Genomic DNA, 24,246 nt, shown 5'->3' with positions numbered 1-24,246 from the left:
AATAAATTAAACGACAGCGGGGAGGTTTTTCAGTTGGCGCATAACCATGACCACGGGCATGACCATACGCACGGAGCCAATAAAAAGACATTGATCATCAGCTTTATCATCATCACCACCTATATGGTTGTCGAAGCCATCGGGGGATATTTGACGAACAGTTTGGCGCTGCTCGCGGATGCCGGACATATGCTGAGCGACTCGATTTCGATGGGCGTCGCGATTCTTGCCTTTACACTGGGCGAGAAAGTGGCGGACTACAGCAAAACTTACGGCTATAAGCGATTTGAAATTTTGGCGGCGGTGTTTAACGGCGTGACGCTCGTGTTGATTGCGCTGTACATTTTCTACGAAGCGTACCACCGTTTTGCGAATCCGCCGGAAGTGGCATCCGGAGGCATGCTTGCCATCGCATTTGTCGGCTTAGCAGTCAATGTCGTCGTGGCCTGGATTTTGATGCGCGGCGGCGACACGGAAGAGAATTTAAATGTGCGTGCGGCTTTTCTCCATGTAATCGGTGACCTTCTCGGTTCAGTCGGAGCGGTCGCGGCAGCCCTCCTCATCATGTTCTTCGGCTGGGTCTGGGCAGATCCGCTTGCCAGTGTCATTGTCGCGGTCCTCGTATTGATCAGCGGCTGGCGCGTGACAAGAGACGCCGTCCATATTTTGATGGAAGGCACACCGAAAAACATCGACCTCGACGATATCATCCAAACGATGGAGGCCGTCCCAGGCATTGAAAGCATCCACGATCTTCATGCCTGGTGCATCACGAGCGGGCAGAATGCGCTGTCCTGCCACGCAGTCGTTGATGGGAATTTATCGGTGCAGGACAGCCAGAAAATCCTGCGGACCATTGAACACGAACTCGCCCATAAAGGAATCGGCCATGTTACCATCCAGATGGAAAACACCGGCCATCCGCATGAAAACGAATTGCTGTGCCAGAACGAAGACGAAGCCCATCACGGGCACGCCCATTAAAACATGAGGCAAATAAAAAACGCGTAGACCAAAGAATTTCCGGTCTACGCGTTTTTTGGTTTATCTCAGCGCTTGATGTGCCAAGTGCTCGTCTTCTTTCTTTACATAAAAATCGTATTGCGCATTATTGGTTTCGGCAGCGCGGACAAAAGGAATATCGCTGCCAGCTGACCCTAAGGAACTTGCGTTTATTTTCCGGACGGCATCAAAGGGAACACCGTTCGCTTGAAGCTGACCGGCGGCGCGGAAATACATCTCATGGCCGAACGCCGAATGAACCAAGCATTTCTTTTTGAAAAAGAGAAATCGAATCAGTCCCATCATGGAAACCCCTTCCTGAAACGGCTTTCTCTAACATACGGCTAAAGCAGGGGAAAGTTTCCTATTCAGCAAATATTTCTTCTTCCGGCTGGCCGAGCTTATCAGTCAGCGTCCGGTAAATGTCTTCAAAATGCTTGCCTTCGTACCACATTTCGCTGTACGCAGCGGAACGGATCAGCGCTTCTTTATCCACTTTCACGACTTCAATCTGGACCGTATTGCTGCGTCCGGTTTCATCGATTTCCCGGCGCTTTTCTTCGATGAAAGCAGCAGAGTTCGGCGGCTCGTATTCCTTGAAAGCTTCTACGACTTCATTGAATACCGTAATGGTGTCTTCCTCGCTTCGAAACAGCCAATAATAGTCTTTCTTTTCCTGCGCCAACCGCAAGTTCAATTGATAATGCATATGCGTTCCTCCTCGGGTCCTAAAATCTGCAATGTAGTCATTCTATACCCGAAACGGCAGCGTTGAACCTTTGTTCTTCAGAATAGAAGAAGGCCTATAAAAGCAATTCAATCCTATATTTTCTGTTTGAGCAACAATTTTCACTGCTTAAGTAAGGAGCTGAGAATTTCGATTTGATGACATGATCTTATGAAAAGATGGTACGATGTCTGTAGATTACCGAAGCGGATAAAGGACAGCGGCTTCGGAAAAAAACTTTTGATTCGACCAGATACAAAAGGGGGCAGATGCATGGGGGATGTGTGCAAAGTTCTCATTGTCGATGATGAAATGCTTATTCGGCAAGGGATCATCAATTACATTGATTGGGAGCAGGAAGGGTTTCAAATTGTGGCGGAAGCATCGAACGGCAAAGAAGCGCTTCAGCTGATGGAAGAGTTTTCTCCGCATATCGTCATCACGGACATCGTCATGCCAATTATGGACGGCATCGATTTAGTGCGGGAAGGAAAGAAAGCTTTCCCGGACATTGAATTTATTGTGCTCAGCAGTTTCGAGAACTTCGATTATGTGCGGGCGACATTTCAGAACGGCGTTGCCGATTACATCTTGAAGCCGAAGCTGAACGGGGAAGAACTGCTGGGCAGTTTAAACAAAATCGTGAACCGGATGCCCGGCCTCTGCCAAACCGCTGCGTTGGCAGAACCGACTCGCTCCGTAGAAGACATGCTGGAGCACTTCATACTCGGCTACGACTCGGCAGTGGATAAAGCGAGTTTGGCTGCCGCATTTGCCAATAGCCAGTTTGCATTGGTCGGAATTCATCGGAAACAGTTAGAAGCGGCCAAAGCAAAGCGACAGCTTGAACAGCTTCTGCCGGAAGGAACGTCCGTATTTTTGGCAGCTTCCAGTGAAACGGACGCAAAGTTTTTGCTTAACTTCTCTCCTTATCAATTTGAAGAAATTAAAAAAGCGATTGCCGCAGAAGCAGCGAACCGCTCGTCTGCATCGTGGCTGGTCTGTGAACCGTTCGGTGCGATTGACGACTTGAAAAAAGTCCATGACGAAAGTTTAAAGAAAATCGAAAAGTATCTCTTCTACCTGCCGGACCAGACTTTGTTCTTTTACGACGAATTGCCGGCAGAAGGAGCAAAACAAGCCAATTTTGATTTGAACCATTTTATCGAATTGTTCAAAGACCATCTGTTCAATACGGCTTTTGATTATTTGGAAAACCATATTGAGTATCTGGGGGGGCGATACAGCAACGACAGTTTTGAGTTCAAATCATTTTTAGGCAATATCATCTTCAATATTATTGTCTTGTTGGATAGCTTGAAATACGACATCCATGAGCTCGAGCGGAATAAATACAGCTATTTCTCGAACATCAACGAAGCGGAATATGCAAAAGAGGCGGTAGCCGAATTCCACGGATTTATGGCGGAAGTGCGGAAAATCATGCTGCTGCACGCAGGCTCCGAAGAACAAGCCAATAATTTGGACAAGATCCTTTCGTATATTGAACAGCATTACACTGAGCCGCTCCGGCTATCGGAAATTGCCAATCATTTCCATTTCAATACATCGTACCTGTCGTCTTATTTCAGTACGCACCATAAAGAAGGCTTCAGTGAATACTTGAACCGCATCCGGATCAAGAAATCGATGGAACTGCTGGAGAACAGCCCGGTTACCATCTCGAACATCAGCGGCATGGTGGGGTATTCGGACCATAGCTACTATTGCAAAGTGTTCAAGCGCATTACGGGGATGTCTCCGGGTGCTTATCGAAAGGAGTACCATGCCCACCATGAAAATGAAGCAAAAGGCCTTGCGCATCTTAAGAAATAACAGCCTGTTCGTTAAGATGTTTTTAATCATGGTCATCAGCATTGTGGCGGTTTCGCTCCTCATCACGTTCAGTTCGATCCGCATGTCGTCCGATCTGTTCATGGACACATTCAGCATTTCAAATACGAAAGCGCTGGAACAGATCGAAACGCGTTTTGAAGACTACAGCTTTGCCATCGTCAGCGCAACCAACGAAGTCCAAAATAACGGCACCATCAAAAAGGTATTGACCCAGGAAAACGAAAGCGCCATCGAAACGTCGAAATCCTACCACGACATCAGCCGGCAGATTGAACGCATTTATCCGACTGTCGAATCGTATGACACCAATATGATCGTGCTCGGTGAAAACGAGCGGCTCTACAACATGAATTATTCGAATTGGCCGGTTTCCTGGGAAGTGCTGCGCAACCATCCGATCACCAAACGGTCGATCGAGCAGCCCAATCGCTTGCTTTACCAATTCATGCCGTCGACTTCGTTCAATGACAAACCGATGATTGTCGCCACGAAAGCGCTCATGGAAAGGTCGACCGGCGAAATTTACGGCGTGCTTTATTTTCCAATCCGCGAAGAAGATTGGAAGCGGCTCTATGAAGGCTATACGAGCACCGAAAACGAAGTGCTGCTGGTCAACCAAGACGGCAAGATCGTTTCCAGCAACAAGGACGAAATGATTGGCGATTTGGAGCCGGAACTGCTCGCACTGGCCGAAGAAGTCGAAGAAGAACAATTGGATCTAAAAGAAGTCAATCTCTTTGAAACGAATTATTTGCTGATGTCGCAGTATTTGCCGACGTATGATCTTTATCTAGTCAATCTCGTCAACAAAAATGCCGTGCTGGCCAATTTGATCAATACGAAGGAAATTCTGCTCATCAGCCTCGGAATTGTGCTGGTGGCAGTCGTCATCGTCTTCATCATTTCGCGGAGAATGACGAATTCGATCAGCCGCCTCGTCAAGCAGATTTCGTCTATGGCCAAACACGATTTCAATCGGCCGGTTGCGGAGACCGGCGGGTACGAAGCGAAGAAAATTGCCAATGCGTTCAATTCCATGCTCAGCGAATTGCAGGAATACGTCGACTTGGTGGTACAGGCACAGCAAAAGCAGCGCACGGCCGAACTCTTGGCGCTGCAGCATCAGATCAATCCGCATTTTCTCTACAATACATTGGCTTCCGTAAAGTTCATGGTCCAGCAAGGCAAAAAGGAGAAAGCGACCGAGATGATCCATGCGCTGATTTCTTTATTGCAGAATGCCTTGAGCAACGTGGACCAGACGATCACGGTAGAGCAGGAAATAACGGATTTGAAAAACTATGTGCTCATCAATCAGGCGCGCTACGGCGACGGCATCAAAGTGAATTTCTTTGTTTCACCCGATTGCCTGGACTGCCAGGTGCCGAAGCTGATTCTTCAGCCGTTCATCGAAAATGCGTTTTTCCATGCGTTTAATGAGAAGAAAGAAGGGTTCGTCCAAATTTTGGTGTCCCAAAAAAGGGGCAGCCTCATCTGTGAAATTGTCGACAACGGCGACGGCATGGAAATGAAAGGCGATTACACGAAAGAAGACATTAAAGAGAAACGCCACTTGTTCAGCGGGATCGGCATCCGCAATGTCCATGAACGCATCCAAATGATTTACGGGGGGCAATACGGCGTCGAAATATCGAGCGAAAAAGGCGAAGGCACGAAAGTGAAAGTGGAATTGCCGGTTCAAAAGCTGAATGCTTCTGTGAAATCCAATGAAATTACCAATATCTAAAAATAGTCCAAGAAGTATTCAGTGAAGTTTGAACTATCTAAAAATTTTTGGATAAACACCTAAAGATTGTGCTAACAATCTTTTTTTTTATGTCGTTATACTGTAGGAAAGGTGCGAAGTAAAGCGCTTACAAAAGGGGGATATCAAATGAAGAAGTTCTATCTTATGTTTGCATTGCTTATCAGTTTGGCCGTATTGGCAGCTTGCTCTTCTGGGGATGATGAAGCAAACGGTGCCAGCGGATCCGAAGGTTCATCCGGTGCAGACAGCATCACAGCATGGGCTTGGGACCCTGCATTCAACATTGCAGCTCTTGAAAAAGCAAAAGAAGCTTACGACGGCGACGTTGAAGTGAAAATCATTGAAAATGCACAAGATGATATTATCCAAAAACTTAACACGGGGCTTAGCTCGGGTACGACAAAAGGAATGCCGAACATCGTTCTGATTGAAGACTACCGTGCACAAAGTTTCTTGCAAGCGTATCCGGATGCGTTCTATCCATTGACTGACGTCATCAACTCGGACGACTTTGCAGACTATAAAATTGCCACAACAAGCTTTGACGGCGAACAATACGGATTGCCGTTCGATTCCGGCGTAGCTGGCTTGTATGTCCGCACGGATTATTTGGAGGAAGCGGGCTATACACCTGAAGATCTGACGAATATCACATGGGACGAATACATTGAAATCGGTAAAAAGGTAAAAGAAGCAACAGGCAAGAACATGCTGACATTGGACCCGAACGATTTGGGACAGATCCGCATGATGATCCAGACAAATGGTTCATGGTACGTGGATGAAGACGGTTCGACACCAAACCTTGAAGGGAACGTATCACTTGCGAAAGCATTTGAAACGTACAAAAAGATGATGGATGCGGACATCGGCAAAATCGTTTCCGACTGGAGCCAGTTTGTCGGCGCATTCAACAGCGGCGATGTAGCGAGTGTACCAACCGGAAACTGGATTACGCCGAGCATCAAGCAAGCAGAAGACCAATCAGGGAAATGGGCAGTCGTGCCAATGCCGCGCCTTGATATGGAAGGAGCAGTCAATGCGTCGAACTTAGGCGGCAGTTCATGGTATGTCTTGAACGTAGACGGCAAAGAAGAAGCGGCAGATTTCATGCTGCAAACATTCGGTTCCAATGTGGACCTTTACCAAACACTTGTCAAAGACATCGGGGCCCTTGGAACTTACTCAGCAGCAGCTGAAGGCGATGCTTATGCAGTAGAAGATGAATTCTTCGGCGGCCAGCAGCTTCTAGCAGATCTATCGACATGGACAGATGAAATTCCAGGCGTTAACTACGGTCTTCACACATACGCAATCGAAGACATTTTAGTAACGGGGATGCAGGATTATCTGAACGGCACAGAGCTGACAAAAGTACTTGAAAACGTTCAGGCTCAAGCAGAAGCGCAGCTGAAATAAGCAAAGGAAAACAAACAAAGCCTTGAGTTGCCGCTAACGGATTGGTAGGAGTGCTTTCCCACTTGCCAGCCATAGGCAGCTCAAGCTTTTTTTATAGGAGGAATGAGAAGTATGAACCAGCCATCATCAGAAAAAAGCAAACTGGATCTCCCGGTAAGCTTGCGCTACAAAGAGACCAAACGCGAGAAAACAGGCGTGTTTTTCAAGAAAAAAGTCGGTTGGTTGTTTGTTATTGTCTCCGTCATCGCCATTACCATCTTCAACTTCTACCCTATGGTCCAAGCCTTTCTTCTATCATTCCAATCCGGAATGGGCGGCAATCTCGAATATACGGGGCTGGACAACTGGCAGCGATTATTCAGTGATCCAACCTTTATCGCAGCGCTAACCAATACATCAATTTATCTTTTGATCCAAGTTCCTTTGATGATTGTATTGGCGTTAATTTTCTCGGTTCTGTTAAATGATCCTAAATTGAAATTCAGAGGCTTTTTTAGAATCGCGATTTTCTTGCCATGCGTCACTTCACTCGTTGCCTACTCCGTCATCTTCAAATACCTATTCGGCGTAGACGGCATCATCAATCAGTTTTTGCTCAATTTCGGCTTTATTTCTGAAACCATCAACTTTCTGGCCGATCCGTTTTGGGCGAAAGTGGTCATCATTCTCGCCATTACGTGGAGATGGACCGGCTATAACATGATTTTCTATTTGGCCGCTTTGCAAAATGTCGACAAATCGATTTACGAAGCAGCAAAAATTGACGGAGCGAATGCATTCCAGCAATTTTTCCAAATCACGATTCCAATGCTGAAGCCGATCATTTTGTTCACGTCGATCACTTCGACGATCGGGACTTTGCAGATTTTCGATGAAATCGTCAATATCACAAACGGCGGACCCGGAAATGCGACAATCTCCATTTCGCAGTACATCTACAACCTTTCGTTCGAATACACGCCGGACTTTGGATACGCTTCAACCGTATCGTATGTCATCGTGATTCTCGTTGTGATTCTTTCCATACTTCAATTCAGAGTGGCAGGTGAAAAGAAATGAAAAATTTGAAAAGAATCTTTATCTACACATTCCTAAGCCTGGCAGCGCTCGTTTCCATTTTTCCGTTTCTTTGGATGCTCGTCAGCATCACCAATAAATCAGTCGATGTGACGCAAGGACGCCTTCTTCCCGGCAGCCATTTGGTTGAAAACATGAAGACGCTTTTCGAAACGGTAGATATCATCCCGGCTCTCACGAACTCAGCAATCATCGCAGTCATCACGACCTTATTGACGCTTCTATTAGCATCGCTTGCCGGCTACGGCTTTGAAATCCACCGCAGCAAAGGAAAAGACATCGTCTTCAATATTTTGCTCCTGTCGATGATGATTCCGTTTGCGGCAATTATGGTTCCGCTGTACCGCATGTTCGGAAGCATCAGCGACACTGCGCCATTGTTCGGCATCGATTCGCTGGCAGCAGTCATTTTGCCGACAGCGACGACGGCGTTCTTCATCTTTTTCTTCCGCCAAAATACGAAAATGTTTCCGAAAGATTTGGTGGAAGCGGGAAGAATCGACGGCTTGAGTGAAATCGGGGTCTTTTTCCGGATTTACATGCCGACAATGAAAACGACATATGCAGCAGCGGCAATCATTTCATTTATGAACAGCTGGAACAACTATTTATGGCCCCTGGTCATTTTGCAGTCGCCGGAAAAACGCACCATCCCGCTTTTGATTTCCAATTTGGGATCGAGCTATTCCCCCGACTACGGCGTCATCATGTCTGCCATCGTCATCGCAACTTTGCCGACAGCCCTTGTTTTCTTCCTCATGCAGAAGCATTTTGTAGCAGGCATGATGGGATCGGTGAAAGGCTGACAAATTTGCCTTCTGATGCCGAAATGCGTTCCATCCTAATTTTTTGACTAACGAGCAGGAGGTATAATGTGCCGATTTTATATAACGATGCAACGAAAGAGTTTCACCTGCAAACCGAAAAGACCAGCTATATTCTGTCCATTTTGCAAAACGGGCAGTTAGGACAGCTTTATTACGGCAAAAAGCTGCGCCACCGGGAGTCGTTTGAGCGTTTGTTCCATATCGAAGAAATGCCGAATACCGCCTGTACCACAGAAGGCGATCCCGTATTTTCCTTGGATTTGATCAAACAGGAATACCCGGCTTTTGGAACGACCGATTTCCGGGAACCCGCTTATCAGGTGCTGCAGGAAAACGGCAGCCGCATCACGGATTTCATCTATAAAGGGCACGCCATCTTTAAAGGCAAAAAGAAACTCGACGGATTGCCTGCAACGTACGCAGAAGAAGAGGCGGAAGCAACGACGTTGGAAATTACGTTATTCGATGAGGAGATCGATGTAGAAATCTGCCTTTCGTACACCGTTTTTGAACAGCTGAATGCGATTGCGCGTTCTGTGAAATTCACGAACCACGGGTCAGCCGAAGTGAATCTAACAAGAGCATTAAGCGCGAGCCTGGATTTGCCGGATTCCGATTTTGAACTGGTGCAGCTATCCGGTGCATGGGTGAGGGAGCGGCATATGAAAACACGCAAACTCGTGCCCGGCCTTCAAAGCATCGCTAGCACAAGAGGCACGAGCAGTGCCCAGCAAAATCCCTTTTTAGCGTTGAAGCGTCCGGAAACGACCGAGCATCACGGAGATGTCTACGGCGTAAGCCTCGTCTACAGCGGAAACTTCCTTGCCCAGGTGGAAGTGGACCACTACGATGTGAGCCGCCTGATGATTGGCATCAACCCGTTCGATTTCAACTGGCTGCTGGAAAGCGGCGAAACCTTCCAGACGCCCGAAGCGGTTTTCGTCTATTCGGCGGAAGGGTTGAACGGCATGAGCCAGACGTACCACCAGCTTTACCGGACACGCCTCGCGCGCGGCAAATGGCGCGACCGGGAACGTCCGGTGCTGATCAACAACTGGGAAGCGACGTATTGGGCGTTTGATGAAAAGAAAATTTTCGAACTGGCCCAGTCGTCGAAGGAATTGGGTGTAGAATTGTTTGTGTTGGACGACGGCTGGTTCGGCAAGCGCGATGACGACACCACGTCGCTCGGCGATTGGACGGAAGACAAGCGGAAATTGCCGAGCGGCATCACGCAGCTCGCCCAAAACATCACGGATTTAGGAATGGAATTCGGCTTGTGGTTCGAACCGGAAATGGTTTCAAAAGCGAGCGACTTGTACCAAGCCCATCCCGATTGGGTGCTGCATGTTCCGAATCGCCGGATGTCGCATGGACGCAATCAGCTTGTGCTTGATTTTTCGCGGCCTGAAGTGGTGGACCATCTCTACGGAATGATGGCAAAGGTGCTGAACGATGCGCCGATTTCCTATGTGAAATGGGACATGAACCGCTACATGACCGAAGTGGGCTCGTTGGAATGGCCGGCGGACCGCCAGCGTGAAGTGGCGCATCGCTACATTCTCGGCGTTTATTCGCTGTACGAACGGTTAACGGCGGAATTTCCGCATGTGCTGTTCGAATCGTGCGCAGGCGGCGGGAGCCGGTTCGACCCCGGCATGCTTTACTATGCGCCCCAAGGCTGGACGAGCGATGACACCGACGCGGTGGAACGCTTGAAAATCCAGTACGGAACGTCCATGGTCTATCCGCTTTCATCAATGGGCGCACACGTTTCCGCAGTGCCGAACCATCAAGTGGGCCGGGTGACGAGCCTGGAAACGCGGGCAAATACCGCGTATTTCGGCGCGTTCGGCTACGAACTCGATGTCACGAAAATGACGGATGAAGAAAAAGAACAAGTGAAGCAGCAAATCCTTTTCTATAAAGAAAACCGGAAGCTGATCCAGCAAGGGCAGTTTTACCGGATCAAAAGCCCGTTTGCAAAAGACGGCAATGAAGCGAGCTGGATGGTCGTGTCAGACGACCAAGAACAAGCGCTGCTCGGCTATTACCAAGTATTGGCGCGTCCGAATCCGGGCTATAACCGGATTTTCTTTAAAGGCTTGAACGCTGAATTTGCGTATGCGATTGAAGGCGTAGACGATACATTTTACGGCGATGAATTGATGGAAGCCGGTGTGCAGCTGAACCGCTGCCGGAAACAAGCCCATCCGGCTGATTTTTCTTCCGCCCTTTTCAAGCTGAAGCGAGTTTAACGAAAACGTACATAGGAGGCGTCGAATTGCTGACTGTCAAAAACGATTCTTTTTATTTGAATGAACAGCCGTTCCAGATTTTATCCGGTGGCGTCCATTATTTCCGGACCGTGCCGGAGCATTGGGAAGACCGGCTCCTGAAACTGAAGGCGCTTGGATTGAATACGGTCGAGACGTATATTCCGTGGAATTTCCATGAACCGAAAAAAGGGGAGTTCCATTTCGAAGGCATGGCGGATATCGAACGTTTTATCGCGCTTGCCCACAAACTTGGCCTGTATGTCATCCTGCGGCCGGCGCCGTATATTTGCGCCGAATGGGAAATGGGCGGTTTGCCGTCCTGGCTCCTAAAAGAAAAAGGGCTGGTCATGAGAAGCAGCCATTTCGCATTTCTTAAGCATGTGGAAGAATACTTCAACGAGCTGTTGCCGAAATTTAAAAAGCACCTGCTTCAAAACGGCGGGCCGGTCATCGCGATGCAAATCGAAAACGAATATGGCGCCTACGGCAACGATCTGGACTATTTGGCATTTTACCGGGACCAATACGAGAAACATGGACTCGATACGTTTTTATTCACTTCGGACGGGCCGGATTTCATCACGCAAGGTTCGCTGCCGGACGTAGCAACGACGCTGAACTTCGGTTCGCGCGTGGACGAATCGTTCAACGCGTTGGAAGCATTCAAACCGGGCTCACCGAAAATGGTGGCGGAGTTCTGGATCGGCTGGTTCGACTATTGGAGCGGCGAACATACGGTGCGAAGCGGCGACGATGTGGCGGCCGTGTTCAAGGAAATCATGGACAAGAAAATTTCCGTGAACTTTTACATGTTCCACGGCGGCACGAATTTCGGCTTCATGAACGGCGCCAATCACTACGACATCTATTATCCGACGATCACGAGCTATGACTACGACAGCTTGCTGACGGAAGGCGGAGCGATCACCGAAAAATACAAAGCCGTCAAAAAGGTATTGAGCGAGTACACGGACGTACCTCCGGATATCGAAGAGGCCGTTTCTGCCAAAGAATACGGTTCGGTTACGGTGAATGAAAGCGTCAGCCTGTTTGATGTGCTGGAATCCATCAGCGAAAAAGTGGAGCATATTGTGCCGCTTCCGATGGAAGATATCGGCCAGGCGTATGGCTATACCCTCTACCGCACAACGGTCAACCGCCAAGGGGAGTTGAAATTCAACTCAGGCAATATCCGCGACCGCAGCTCGATTTACGTAAATGGGCGCTGGGCAGCAACGACTTACATTAACGATGAAAATAAAACCGTCGTGCTGGATTTTCCGGAAAAAGTGAATACGCTCGAAATCCTTGTCGAGAATATGGGGCGCGCCAACTACGGTGAACACTTGACCGATCCGAAAGGCTTGATCCAAAACATCTGGCTTGGCGAACAGTATTTCTTCCACTGGGAAATGTTCAAAGTGGAAATGGACCGCTTGCCGGCAGATTATGGGCTGAGTGGAGACGAACGCTATCCGAAATTCTTCCGCGGTTCGTTCGATGCGGCAGAAGGGCTGGATACGTACGTCGATACAAACGGCTTCACAAAAGGCAATGTCTTTATCAACGGTTTCAACCTCGGCCGCTACTGGAACGAAGCTGGCCCGCAGCAGCGACTATATTTACCGGGGCCGCTGCTGAAAAAAGAAAACAATGAAATCGTCGTACTCGAACTGGAAAACACGGCAACCGACAAAATCCAATTGCTCGCTCAGCCGAAGCTTAGCTGATGGGGCCGATCATAGAAGGGACGGAATCGAATGATTAACAGGAAATTACCGAAAATCTGGCACGGCGGGGATTATAACCCCGAACAATGGGACGGGAAAGAAATCTGGGATGAAGATGTGCGCATGTTTAAACTGGCCGGGATTGACGTGGCAACGTTGAATGTCTTTTCGTGGGCGCTCAATCAGCCCGACGAAGAAACGTATAATTTTGACTGGCTCGATGACAAGATCAACCGCTTGTATGAAAACGGGATCTACACATGCCTGGCAACGAGCACCGCGGCGCATCCGGCCTGGATGGCGAAGAAATATCCGGACATTTTGCGCGTGGATTTCTACGGCCGCAAACGGAAATTCGGCAGCCGCCACAATTCGTGCCCGAACAGCCCGACGTACCGCGAATACTCGGAGAAAATCGCCGAGAAATTAGCCGAGCGCTATAAGGACCATCCAGCGGTATTGATCTGGCACGTATCGAACGAATACGGCGGCTATTGCTATTGCGACAATTGCCAGGATGCTTTCCGCGGCTGGCTGAGCGATAAATACGGTACGCTTGAGAAGTTGAACAAAGCCTGGAACACCGGCTTCTGGGGACATACATTCTACGATTGGGACGAAATCGTTCCGCCGAATATCCTAAGCGAAGAACGCGAAAACAACGAATCCGATTTCCAGGGCATCTCGCTCGATTATCGCCGTTTCCAGTCGGATAGCCTATTGGATTGCTATAAACTGGAGTACAACGCCATCCGTAAACACGTGGCGGATACGCCGATCACGACCAACTTGATGGGCACGTATCCGATGCTCGATTATTTCAAATGGGCAAAAGAAATGGATGTCGTGTCGTGGGATAATTACCCGGCGATCGATACGCCGTTCAGCTACACGGCGATGACGCATGATTTGATGCGCGGGCTGAAAAGCGGGCAGCCGTTCATGCTGATGGAGCAGACGCCGAGCCAGCAAAACTGGCAGCCGTACAACTCCTTGAAGCGTCCGGGCGTCATGCGCTTATGGAGCTATCAGGCAATCGGCCGCGGCGCGGATACGATCCTGTATTTCCAATTGCGCCGTTCGGTCGGGGCTTGCGAGAAATACCACGGAGCGGTCATCGAGCATGTCGGCCATGAAAATACCCGTGTGTTCAATGAAGTCGCGCAGCTTGGACAGGAATTGAACCAATTGGGCGATACGCTGCTTGATGCACGCGTCAAAGCCAAAGTGGCGATCGTCTTTGACTGGGAAAACCGCTGGGCGACGGAACTGTCAAGCGGACCGTCCGTGTCGCTCGACTACGTCAACGAAGTCCATAAATACTACGATGCGCTCTATAAACTCAATGTCCAAGTCGACATGATCGGCGTCGAGGAAGATTTGAGCAGATACGATGTCGTCATTGCGCCGGTCCTTTACATGGTGAAAGAAGGCTATGCAGCAAAAGTGGAACAGTTCGTCCAAAACGGCGGCACGTTCCTGACGACGTTCTTCAGCGGCATCGTCAACGAAACCGATATCGTAACGCTTGGCGGCTACCCGGGCGAACTGCGCAACGTGCTCGGCATTTGGGCAGAGGAAATCGACGCGCTGCATCCGGACATGACGAACCAGATCGTTTTGAAGGGGGCCCGCGGCAACATGAGCGGCAGCTATTCGTGCAACTTGCTGTTTGATTTGATCCATACAGAAGGCGCAGAAGCGGTCGCAGAATACGGCTCCGATTTCTATAAAGGCATGCCGGTCCTGACCGTCAACCAATTCGGAAAAGGGAAGGCCTGGTACGTCGCTTCCAGCCCGGATGCAGAATTCCTGGTCGACTTCCTGCAGACGGTCTGCGAAGAAGCAGGCGTTGAGCCGCTGCTTGCTGTACCGGCCGGCGTGGAAACGACGGAACGGGTGAAAGACGGCCAGACCTATCTGTTCGTGTTGAACCACAACAATGAAGAAGCTACGATCGAATTGAAAGATGCCCGGTACAAAGAAGTGCTGACAGATGAACAAGTGAGCGGCAACCTTGTCCTGAAAGGAAAAGGCGTGCTCATTTTAGCGAAAGTGTAAAAAGATTCATCCCAAAAATAATTTAGGACGACACAGACTGCAGACAAATTCGATTGAATCGAGTTTGTCTGCATTTTTTTTAATGGCTTGAAGCCGTTAAACCGCTCGGGTCGCTTAGGGGACGGCTCCCGCAAGAAGCCAGGAAGAGCGACTGTCTTCTTGCTTCGCCCACCCCATGGACGCGCCTTCGCTTAGTTTCTTGTTACACGAAGAAAGTAAGGAACATATTCGATTCATTTATCTACTGTCTCCTATCAAAATCTCTCCATACAAAAAACCGGACGAGGGGGGTCGTCCGGTTTTTGCGTACACCATCTATGAAATTGAATCGCTGCCTGTTCTGGTTGCGGTTATTTGATGCGCAGCTCGGATTCGCTGTCGAAGAAATGCGCTTTGTTCATATCGAAGGCCATGTCGATCGTTTGGCCGGCTTGTACGTTAAAGCGGGCGTCCACACGCGCCACAAAATCCTGGTCGTTCACTTTTGAATAAAGGACGATTTCCGACCCCATCAATTCGGCCACTTCGACGTACGCTTTGATCTTCGTATGCGGGGAGTGTTCAAGGAAGAGCGGCTCATCGTGAATGTCTTCCGGACGGATGCCGAGGACGATTTCTTTGCCGACGTAGCCTTGGTCGCGCAGGACTGACAGTTTGCCTTCAGGCACCAGCACTTTGATGCCTTCCATTTCAAACGAATCCCCGACAATCTTGCCGCGCAGGAAGTTCATGGAAGGCGATCCGATAAAGCCGCCGACAAACATGTTGTCCGGTAAATCGTATACTTCCTTCGGCGTGCCGACTTGCTGGATATAGCCGTCTTTCATGACGACCAGGCGCGTGGCCATCGTCATCGCTTCCGTCTGGTCATGCGTTACGTAGATCGTTGTCGTCTGCAGGCGGCGGTGAAGCTTCTGGATTTCCGTCCGCATCTGCACACGCAGTTTCGCATCCAAGTTGGACAATGGCTCATCCATCAGGAACACTTCCGCGTCGCGCACAATGGCACGGCCAAGAGCGACACGCTGGCGCTGACCACCGGACAGGGCTTTCGGTTTGCGGTTCAAGTATTCGTCAAGGCCGAGAATTTTCGAAGCGTTCGCTACGCGTGATTTAATTTCGTCTTTTTTCATTTTGCGGAGCTTCAGGCTGAACGCCATGTTGTCGTAGACGCTCATATGCGGGTAAAGCGCGTAGTTCTGGAAGACCATCGCGATGTCGCGGTCTTTCGGCGAGACGTCGTTGACGCGCCGGTCGCCGATATACAAGTCGCCGTCTGTAATGTCTTCAAGGCCAGCGATCATGCGAAGCGTTGTCGATTTCCCGCAGCCGGAAGGGCCGACAAGAACAAGAAACTCTTTATCGCGGATTTCCAGGTTGAAATCTTTTACAGAAACGACGCCTTTTTCATATTCTTTTCGGACATTCACTAAATTTAAACCTGCCATGTAAATTCCTCCAATTTGTGTAAGTGCTTTCATTTATTAAATAAAGCATACCGCAGGAGGGGAGAAAGGGTGAATGGCAAGTGTGCACAAAATTCAGCGCAGCCTTCGTGCACATTTGCCAACCGGCCAAAAGCCTGCGGCATCGATTCAGTTATTCACAGCATCGATAAAGCGGTCGAACGCTTCCTTGTCTTTTAACACGCCCGCATCTTCAAGGACCCGGACGAACTTTTTGCCGAGCTCTTCCTGTAAAATCGCATCGGCATCTTCCGAAGTCTGAAGCGTGCCGTACTGCGCTTTTAGCTGTTCTGCCCATTCCAGGTGCGGAGAGGCGATCGTGTGCGGCTTGCCAAGCAGGAACGCCTGGATTTCTGCGAGCTCTTCTTTCAGGCGCGGCGGCAGAACCGCAAGCCCCATCACTTCAATCAATCCGATATTCTCTTTCTTGATGTGGTGGACATCCTCGTGCGGATGGAAAATGCCGGATGGATGAGCTTCTGACGTCCGGTTATTGCGCAGCACCAGATCGATTTCAAACAGCTCGCCGCGTTTTCTCGCAATCGGGGTGATCGTATTATGCGGAACGTCTCCTGTGAACGCGAGCACGTCTGCTTGTTCATCGGAATAAGTTCGCCATTTCTGCAAAATCGCATCCGCCGCGTCCACAAGCGGCTCGATCGCGGCCGCTTTCAGGCGGATCACGGACAACGGCCATTTCACAACGGAAGCAGTGATTTCCGGATAGGCAGCCAAGTTAAATCTAAAAGCATCTTCCGCCCGGGTCATGGCGAATTCATAACGGCCTGCCTGATAATGGTCGTGGCTTAAAATCGAGCCGCCGACAATCGGCAGATCCGCGTTCGATCCGACAAAGTAATGGGGGAAGCGTTCAGTAAAAGCAAGCAGCCGTTCAAAGCCGGAGCGGTCGATTTTCATGTCGCGGTGTTGTTCCGACAGCAGGATGCTGTGCTCGTTGTAGTAGACATAAGGCGAATATTGCAAATACCAATTTTCGCCCCGAAGCGGAATTTTCACAATCCGGTGGTTGGCGCGTGCAGGGTAGCCGATCCGGCCGGTGTAGCCTTCGTTTTCTTTGCACAACAGGCATTTCGGATAGCTTAAATTCTGTTTCATTTCCCGTTCCCGTTTGATCTGCATCGGATCTTTTTCGGGCTTGGATAAATTGATCGTAATATCCATCTCGCCGTATGGCGTATTTGTCTGATACGAAATGTTTTTCCGGATCCGGTTCATCTGGATGTAATTGCTGTTCTGGCTTAATCGGTAAAAATAATCGGTCGCAGCGACCGGCGATTCTGCGTATTTTTCATTGAATACGGCATTGATCACGGAAGGTCGTGCGACAAAGCAATTCATGATATTGGCCGACAGCATTTCCTTGTCGTCCAGCATATCTGAGATTATGCCTTTTTCGACCGCATAATCGACCAACTCTTCCAGAAGGTTCGGGATCGTATCTTCTGCCGGCTGAACCGGCTCTTCCGGAAACGATTCAAGGCCGAGCAGATGCATGGCCTGGTTGCGCGCATAGTCCTGGTCCGCGGGTTCGATCAACCCGGCTTCCAGCGTTTTTTGGAGGAGTCCTGCAAGCGTTTCGTAGACCATGTTTACACATCCTTTTCGTAGCCGGCGGGATGCGCCGAATGCCAGCGCCACGCATCGCCAATGATTTTTTCAACGGACGTGTGGACCGGCTTCCAGCCAAGCACTTCGCGCGCTTTGTCTGAGCTGGCGATCAAGGTTCCCGGGTCGCCGGCTCTGCGAGGGCCGATTTTCACCGGGATGTCTTTGCCGGTCACGATCCGCGCAGCGTCGATCATTTCGTTCACGGAAAAGCCTTGGCTGCTTCCGAGATTGAAGACGTCGCTTTCGCCGCCGTTTCGAAGATAGCTAAGCGCCAACAAATGCGCTTGGATCAAATCCTCCACATGGACGTAATCGCGGATGCACGTTCCGTCGGGCGTATCGTAATCGTCGCCGAATACCGTAATGTCGCTCCGCTGGCCAAGCGCCGTCTGCAAAATGAGCGGTACGAGATGCGATTCGGGACGGTGGTCTTCGCCGATTTCCGCTGTTTCGCGCGCACCTGCCACATTGAAGTAGCGCAGCGAGACAAATTTCAAGCCGTGGGCGAGTGCGGTCCATTTCATCATTTTTTCCATCGTGAGTTTCGTTTCGCCGTACGTATTGCCGGGGTTGGTCGGCATCGTTTCCGTAATCGGCACCATTTCCGGTTCGCCGTAAGTGGCTGCCGTAGAAGAAAAGACGATTTTCTTCACGCCGTGGTTGACCATCGCCTTCAATAAAACCTGCGTGCCGTACACATTGTTATCAAAATACTTGAGCGGATTCTCCATCGATTCTCCGACAAGCGAATTCGCCGCATAATGCAGCACTTCATCAATCGCTTCTTTTTCAAATACCGAATCCAAAAACGCGGCATCCCGGATATCGCCTTTGTAGAAGACCGCTTTCGGATGCACCGCTTCCCGGTGTCCGGTTTCCAAATTGTCGACAACTACAACTTCCATTCCTTGATCAATCAATTGGTAGACTGCATGGGAACCGATATAGCCGGCTCCGCCTAGTACTAATATCCGCATCATCAAAACTCCTCTGTCAGTTCTTTTGCACCGTCGGAAATTTTCGCTTCATAAAACGAAGGGGCATAGCCGAATGCTTCGGTGTACTTCTGCGTAATCTGTTCCTTGAAGTTCGCGACTTCCGCGCTGTGGACAATCGCAATGGCGCATCCGCCAAAACCGGCGCCGGTCATGCGCGCACCGATTACGCCGGGCAGCTGCCAAGCCGTTTCGGCAATGGTGTCGAGTTCCGCACCCGTCACTTCGTAGTCATCACGGAGCGAAATATGGGATTCATTCATCAGCTTGCCGAACTGTTGGAGCCGGCCTTGCTCGAGTTCCTGCAATGCCAGCAGCGTCCGCTCATTTTCATAGACGGCGTGCTTGGCGCGTTTCAAGTTCGTGCCGTCTTGGATCAAGTGCTTCACTTCTTCAAATTGCTCCGAAGTCAATTCGCCGAGGCTGGCCACCGAAACTTCCGTCCGGAGATCCGTCAGCGCTTGTTCGCACTCTGCCCGCCGTTCGTTGTATTTGGATCCGGCTAATGTCCGCTGCTTGTTGGAATTGATGATGACGATTTCGTGTTCGCCTAAATCCACCGGGGCGTAGCGATAGTCGAGCGTTTGGCAGTCGAGCAGCATCGCCGCATCTTTTTTCCCTTTGCCGATCGCAAACTGGTCCATGATGCCGCTGTTGACGCCGATGTAATCATTTTCAACCTTTTGCCCCAGCTGGATCATTTTCAGCCGGTCGATCGCTAAATCGAATAAGCCTTCGAGCACGACGCCGGTTGCCATTTCAATGGAAGCGGAAGAAGAAAGGCCGGCGCCGTTTGGAATGTTTCCGAAAAACAGGATATCCATTCCGTGGGGGATAGGGAAGCCGTTTTCATTGAACAACTGAATCATGCCTTTCGGAAAGTTCGCCCAGCTGTGGTCCGGGTTGTGGGACAAATCGGCAAGATCGCATTCAATGACGCCTTCGTCCGAAAAGTTCAGCGAGTAGAAGCGCAGCTTCTGGTCGCTGCGCTTTTGGGCAGCTGCATAGGTGCCGAAAGAAATCGCTGCCGGAAACACATGTCCGCCGTTGTAGTCCGTATGTTCGCCGATCAAATTGATGCGCCCGGGGGCAAAAAAGAAACGAGGCGAATCCGTCGTTTCAAAGACTTCCTGGAACGCCTGGGACAATTGCTGCTGATTCATCTTCTTCCACTCCAATACTTTATAAATTAATTTAATTAACTAGAGTATAAAGGAATTTGGTAAACTATTCAATAAGAAGATTGAAAATTTCAAACTACAGGAAATGAACGATACGGAGGGACCTTTATGCGCCATGGCAGCTTTCAATGGATGAAGTCGATGAACAAATCGATCATCCTCAATAAAATACGAAAAGACGGACCGATCTCGAGAGCACAGATTGCGCGGGAAACGAATTTGACGCCGCCGACTGTCAGCAGCAACGTCAAAGAACTGATTGACCAGCAAATCGTCGAAGAGCGCGACATCGGCGAATCGCAAGGCGGCCGGAAACCGACGATGCTTGTCATCAATGACCAAGCGTTCTGCATCATCGGTGTGGACGCAGGGCCGGAAAACATCGAATGCATTGTCTCGGACTTAGCGGGCCGAATTTTGAAGCGAACCAATATCAAGCTGGAGCTGCCGGTCGATAGCACCGAATTTCTTGATGCCTTGAAACAAGGAATCGCCGCGTGCCTAAACGAACTGCCGAAGACCGCGAACGAAGTGATCGGCATCGGGATCGCCATGCACGGCGTAGTGGATGTGGAAAGGGGCGTTTCGTTAGTGGCTCCGAACCTCGGCCTGTCGAATATTCCGATCAAAGAAGAATTGGAGAAAGCGTTCGGGCTGGAAGTGAAAGTGGAAAACGATGCGCGGGCGATGGCGCTCGGCGAGTACTGGTTCGGCCAGCACGGCGACGTAAGGAGCATGCTTGCGGTGAATGTCGGCAGAGGCGTCGGCGCAGGGCTGATCATCGACGGCAAGCTGTATCACGGCGCCTCAGACATTGCGGGGGAAATCGGCCATATGACGATCGATTTGCACGGGGAAAACTGCGAATGTGGAAACCGGGGCTGCCTGCAGACTTTTGTCACCGGACCGGCTATTGCACGAAAAGCACAAGGCGCGGAAAATCCGCTGACAGCGGAAACAATCTATGAACTGGCTGTTGGAGGAAACGAAGACTATGCGAGTCTCTTGACTGAATCTGGGCGAGCAATGGGCATCGGTCTCACAAATCTTATCCATATCATCAATCCGGAAAAGATTATCCTCGGCGGAGGCGTATCAAAAGCGGAAAAGTTTTGGCTTCCGGCGATCCGTGAAACGATTGGGCAATCGGCACTGACAGAATCGGCAAGCCGGACCCGGGTGGAAATCACGAAGCTCGGCGACGGTGCGACGCTGATCGGCGCCATCACCTTATTGCTTGTGGATGTTTTTGAGCTGGCATGAACCAGGCTGCAACGAAATTTCTTTAGAGAAAGAAGTGTTTCCATGACTGACCAATTGAAAAAAATCTATCCTTCTTTGATTCAATATGAAGAAAGAGGCAGTGGAGCGGACGACGGCTATCACTGGTTCATGACTGCGGACAATGACATTATTGGCATTCACGAAAGCGAAGTGGACGACAAAAACCTGGCCGTGCTCACCGCTTTCCTGAAGCCTTACCATAATGAATTTCCGGAGATGACGGCGGAAGAACTGAAATGGCGTCAGGCGATTGAATCCGGGTTGGCGGCAGAGGATGCAGAAACCGCCAATCCTTACCGCTTTGTTTATTTTTCCATTAAGGAAAACCAGATCAGCCCGGAAATTTTCAAAGAAGCGGTCCATGAATTATTCCCGGGAAGCGTACCGATTTTATGGGACAACGGCCACGAAGGCATTTTGATCGAACATACAGAAATCGGCAGCGACAGCATCGTCTACGAGGAGATCATCGATATTTTGATGAGCGATTTGTACATCAAGATCAACTTCCTGGTCGGCCCATTTAAAGAAGGGATGGAAAAAGCGGCCAGCTACCACGCCTTCATGAAAAAGGCGGCCGCTGCCATTTTCGCTTCTTCCGATAAAGCGGTAGCGAACCTCAGCGACGCGGTGCCGTATATGCTGATCGGCCAAGCGGACAGTGCCGGACATCAGCACATCCGCGAAATGATTCTGCAGGATTATGCAGAAGACGAAGAGACCTTGAAAATGATCGACGTGTTCACGCGTTACAATTTGAATGTCTCAGAAACCGCGAAAGCTTTGCATCTACACCGCAACAGCCTCCAATACCGGCTCGATCGTTTTGCGGAAAACACCGGCATCGACATCCGGAAATTCCACCACGCGATGGCCGTTTATTTGGCGATGCTGGTGGAACCTTCGAATTGAATAAAAGAGGCAGGAAATCGCGCTTTGGCTGTGGAATAACTAGCTAATTGTGCAGGGAACTAAACAACGGGGAGGGAGATGGAGTGAAGAAAGTCCTTTATTTGAGTGCGGCTATTCTGTTGCTGTCAGGATGCGGCGATGAAGAAGACGGGCCGTTTATGAATGCGAATAATCAAGAGACGGCCGTAGAAGAAACAGAGCCAAATGAAGAGGAAACTCCAGCAAACGAGGAGGAAACGGAAATGGACAAAGAGCCGGAAACGACGCCGGAAGCTGCCGATGAAACCGCCTTATCCGAATATTCCGCAGAACAAATCGAATATGCCCGCGTCTGGCTGCAGCTCGGCGCCAACCAGGAAATCGACGGCTTGTATGTGAATATAATTCCGGAAGGCACGCCGTTAAATCCAGACGATGAAACGAGTGCCGCTTATCCGGAAGACGTCATCCAACTGGCAGGTTCCCGCCTCGTGGATGGTTCCGTCACATATAGCGGCAACGGCGACGGCACGGTCAATTTATACAATGTGCCGCTCCGCTGGGACGGCGAGTACCCGGCAGGCGAAGAGTTTTATACGGAGATCATCGAGAACACAGAGCTTGTCGCAATCGACCCGGGAAATGACGAAGAAGTGATCCGGCTGATCGAATTATTGCAGGATCAGCCGTGAGTATGGAAAAACGAAACAATATCATTGCAGCCGGCTATCGCCATAGCGCGGCGTTAAAAGCAGACGGAACGGTGCTTGCAACAGGAGACAATAAACATGGCCAATGCGAAGTCGATGCTTGGCGCAATATCCTTTCCGTTGCGGCAGGCAGCGCCCATACCGGAAGCTCGCATACCGTTGGTTTAACATCTGATGGCTCGGTTTTAGCGGTTGGATGGAATCAATACGGCCAGTGCGAAACAGGTGAATGGCGAGAAATGGCGTCCATAGCTGCAGGGTGGCGCCGGACAATTGGCGTAAGAAAAGACGGCACAGTGCTTGCAATTGGCAGGAATAACGAAGGGCAATGCGAAGTCGGCGATTGGCGGGAAATCGCAGCCGTTTCTGCAGGCGACTGGCATACCATCGGCCTTAGGAGAGACGGAACGGCCATCGCTGCCGGAAATAACCGCTACGGGCAAAGCAAGGTGTCCGACTGGCACGACTTGGTCGCGGTCTCTGCCGGCTACCTTCATACTGTCGGATTAAAGTCAGACAGAACGGTGCTTGCAACAGGGTTGAATGGAGACGGGCAATGCGATGTGAGTGATTGGCGCGATATCGTCGCGATTTCTTCAGGGAGCCATCATACGCTTGGTTTGAAATCGGATGGCACAGTTGTAGCCGCTGGCCGAAATAGAGATGGCCAATGCGACATTCATCAGTGGCAGAATATCTGTGAAATTGCAGCCGGCAATGCCCATACGCTCGGACTGAAAGCGGACGGGACCGTAATCGCTGCAGGCCGGAATAATGAAGGGCAATGCAACGTGAATGGTTGGGTCATTCTGGCAGATGAGTAGGCAACTGAAAATGAGCTCCATAAAAAAGGAGGACACTCAATGAAGATGTTTTTCCACTACAACTGGATGGTCAGAGAAGATTGGTATCGCTGGTGCGAAGGGCTGACGGACGAAGAGCTCTTGCAAAGACGGACGGGCGGCCAAGGCAGCATCCTGAAAACCCTTTTCCACATAGCGGACGTCGAGTGGAGCTGGATCCGTCTGCTCGAAGGGAAAGATGATTTCCAGGAAGACTTCGAAGGCTACAACACCTTACGAAAAGTCCGTGAACTCGATGCGAAATTCCGGCCGGAAGTCGAGAGTTTTATCGCAAACTGGGATGGCAGCATGGAACACCGGATCCTCAAATCGGAAGGGCGGGACGGCACGATCGATATCGATCAATGGGGAGAAGTAATGCGGCATGTCATCGCGCACGAAATCCACCACATCGGGCAGTTGTCCATCTGGGCACGGGAGATGGGGAAAGAACCGGTGAGTGCGAATCTGGTGGGGCGTGGGCTTGCGGAAACTAAATAA

The 24,246-nt window shown here is 50.1% G+C and carries 20 protein-coding genes; 14 read left to right on the top strand and 6 right to left on the bottom strand.

Annotation, left to right across the window (positions count from 1 at the left end; genetic code table 11):
- Positions 1–33: 33 nt before the first annotated feature.
- The gene (locus tag BN1080_RS13810; protein ID WP_052652894.1) at positions 34–984 is read left to right on the top strand and encodes a cation diffusion facilitator family transporter; all 951 of its coding nucleotides are present in this window, start codon (positions 34–36) and stop codon (positions 982–984) included.
- A 60-nt stretch (positions 985–1,044) separates the two neighbouring features.
- Here the strand turns inward: BN1080_RS13810 and BN1080_RS13805 are convergent, their stop codons facing one another.
- Together BN1080_RS13805 and BN1080_RS13800 are read right to left on the bottom strand one after the other, a co-directional pair.
- On the bottom strand, positions 1,045–1,305 hold the full coding sequence (locus tag BN1080_RS13805) for a hypothetical protein (RefSeq protein WP_052654645.1): 261 nt from the start codon (positions 1,303–1,305) through the stop codon (positions 1,045–1,047).
- 61 nt (positions 1,306–1,366) lie between these two features.
- Positions 1,367–1,711 carry a hypothetical protein gene (locus BN1080_RS13800; RefSeq protein WP_052652892.1) on the bottom strand — a complete coding sequence of 115 codons (345 nt, stop codon included), beginning with the start codon at positions 1,709–1,711 and terminating at the stop codon, positions 1,367–1,369.
- Between the two features lie 291 nt (positions 1,712–2,002).
- Between BN1080_RS13800 and BN1080_RS13795 the strand changes: the two genes are divergently transcribed.
- From BN1080_RS13795 to BN1080_RS13760, 8 genes are all read left to right on the top strand, one after another.
- Positions 2,003–3,565 (top strand): response regulator transcription factor, encoded by a 1,563-nt coding sequence (locus BN1080_RS13795; protein ID WP_052652890.1) that lies wholly within the window; start codon positions 2,003–2,005, stop codon positions 3,563–3,565.
- Positions 3,525–5,333 carry a sensor histidine kinase gene (locus BN1080_RS13790; RefSeq protein WP_052652888.1) on the top strand — a complete coding sequence of 603 codons (1,809 nt, stop codon included), beginning with the start codon at positions 3,525–3,527 and terminating at the stop codon, positions 5,331–5,333. The genes BN1080_RS13795 and BN1080_RS13790 overlap by 41 nt, the downstream gene beginning before the upstream one ends.
- A 147-nt stretch (positions 5,334–5,480) precedes the next feature.
- A complete protein-coding gene (locus BN1080_RS13785; protein ID WP_052652886.1) occupies positions 5,481–6,773 on the top strand; it encodes an ABC transporter substrate-binding protein in 1,293 nt (430 codons plus the stop codon).
- Between the two features lie 111 nt (positions 6,774–6,884).
- A complete protein-coding gene (locus BN1080_RS13780; protein ID WP_110925654.1) occupies positions 6,885–7,832 on the top strand; it encodes a carbohydrate ABC transporter permease in 948 nt (315 codons plus the stop codon).
- The gene (locus BN1080_RS13775; RefSeq protein WP_052652884.1) at positions 7,829–8,656 is read left to right on the top strand and encodes a carbohydrate ABC transporter permease; all 828 of its coding nucleotides are present in this window, start codon (positions 7,829–7,831) and stop codon (positions 8,654–8,656) included. Before BN1080_RS13780 ends, BN1080_RS13775 begins: the two co-directional genes overlap by 4 nt.
- A gap of 68 nt (positions 8,657–8,724) precedes the next feature.
- Entirely contained in the window at positions 8,725–10,935 is a 2,211-nt protein-coding gene (locus BN1080_RS13770) for an alpha-galactosidase (RefSeq protein WP_052652882.1), read from the top strand.
- Positions 10,936–10,961: 26 nt separating this feature from the next.
- Positions 10,962–12,686 (top strand): glycoside hydrolase family 35 protein, encoded by a 1,725-nt coding sequence (locus BN1080_RS13765; protein ID WP_052652880.1) that lies wholly within the window; start codon positions 10,962–10,964, stop codon positions 12,684–12,686.
- 30 nt (positions 12,687–12,716) lie between these two features.
- Positions 12,717–14,747, top strand: a complete 2,031-nt coding sequence (locus BN1080_RS13760) for a beta-galactosidase (RefSeq protein ID WP_052652878.1) — start codon at positions 12,717–12,719, stop codon at positions 14,745–14,747.
- Between the two features lie 350 nt (positions 14,748–15,097).
- On the opposite strand, the gene BN1080_RS13750 is transcribed toward BN1080_RS13760, so the two are convergent.
- The 4 genes from BN1080_RS13750 to BN1080_RS13735 form a co-directional block, all read right to left on the bottom strand.
- On the bottom strand, positions 15,098–16,195 hold the full coding sequence (locus tag BN1080_RS13750; RefSeq protein WP_052652874.1) for an ABC transporter ATP-binding protein: 1,098 nt from the start codon (positions 16,193–16,195) through the stop codon (positions 15,098–15,100).
- A gap of 147 nt (positions 16,196–16,342) precedes the next feature.
- Positions 16,343–17,821, bottom strand: a complete 1,479-nt coding sequence (gene galT / locus BN1080_RS13745) for a UDP-glucose--hexose-1-phosphate uridylyltransferase (protein ID WP_052652872.1) — start codon at positions 17,819–17,821, stop codon at positions 16,343–16,345.
- Between the two features lie 2 nt (positions 17,822–17,823).
- Positions 17,824–18,819, bottom strand: coding sequence for a UDP-glucose 4-epimerase GalE (gene galE, locus BN1080_RS13740; protein ID WP_052652870.1), 996 nt, complete (start codon positions 18,817–18,819; stop codon positions 17,824–17,826).
- Positions 18,820–18,821: 2 nt separating this feature from the next.
- Positions 18,822–20,000 carry a galactokinase gene (locus BN1080_RS13735; RefSeq protein WP_052652868.1) on the bottom strand — a complete coding sequence of 393 codons (1,179 nt, stop codon included), beginning with the start codon at positions 19,998–20,000 and terminating at the stop codon, positions 18,822–18,824.
- A gap of 126 nt (positions 20,001–20,126) precedes the next feature.
- Between BN1080_RS13735 and BN1080_RS13730 the strand changes: the two genes are divergently transcribed.
- The 5 genes from BN1080_RS13730 to BN1080_RS13710 all read left to right on the top strand — a co-directional run bounded on the left by BN1080_RS13730 (position 20,127) and on the right by BN1080_RS13710 (position 24,246).
- Positions 20,127–21,281 (top strand): ROK family transcriptional regulator, encoded by a 1,155-nt coding sequence (locus BN1080_RS13730; protein ID WP_052652866.1) that lies wholly within the window; start codon positions 20,127–20,129, stop codon positions 21,279–21,281.
- Between the two features lie 42 nt (positions 21,282–21,323).
- On the top strand, positions 21,324–22,214 hold the full coding sequence (locus tag BN1080_RS13725; protein ID WP_052652864.1) for a PucR family transcriptional regulator: 891 nt from the start codon (positions 21,324–21,326) through the stop codon (positions 22,212–22,214).
- Positions 22,215–22,297: 83 nt separating this feature from the next.
- Entirely contained in the window at positions 22,298–22,885 is a 588-nt protein-coding gene (locus BN1080_RS13720; RefSeq protein WP_052652862.1) for a hypothetical protein, read from the top strand.
- 2 nt (positions 22,886–22,887) lie between these two features.
- Positions 22,888–23,727, top strand: a complete 840-nt coding sequence (locus BN1080_RS13715) for an RCC1 domain-containing protein (protein ID WP_052652860.1) — start codon at positions 22,888–22,890, stop codon at positions 23,725–23,727.
- 39 nt (positions 23,728–23,766) lie between these two features.
- Positions 23,767–24,246: a DinB family protein gene (locus BN1080_RS13710; protein WP_052652858.1), complete on the top strand. Its 480-nt coding sequence runs from the start codon at positions 23,767–23,769 to the stop codon at positions 24,244–24,246.

Origin of the sequence: Planococcus massiliensis, assembly GCF_000821325.1 — a bacterium.
In the GTDB taxonomy this organism is placed as follows: domain Bacteria; phylum Bacillota; class Bacilli; order Bacillales_A; family Planococcaceae; genus Planococcus; species Planococcus ruber.
This window is presented reverse-complemented; position numbering and strand designations above follow the sequence as displayed.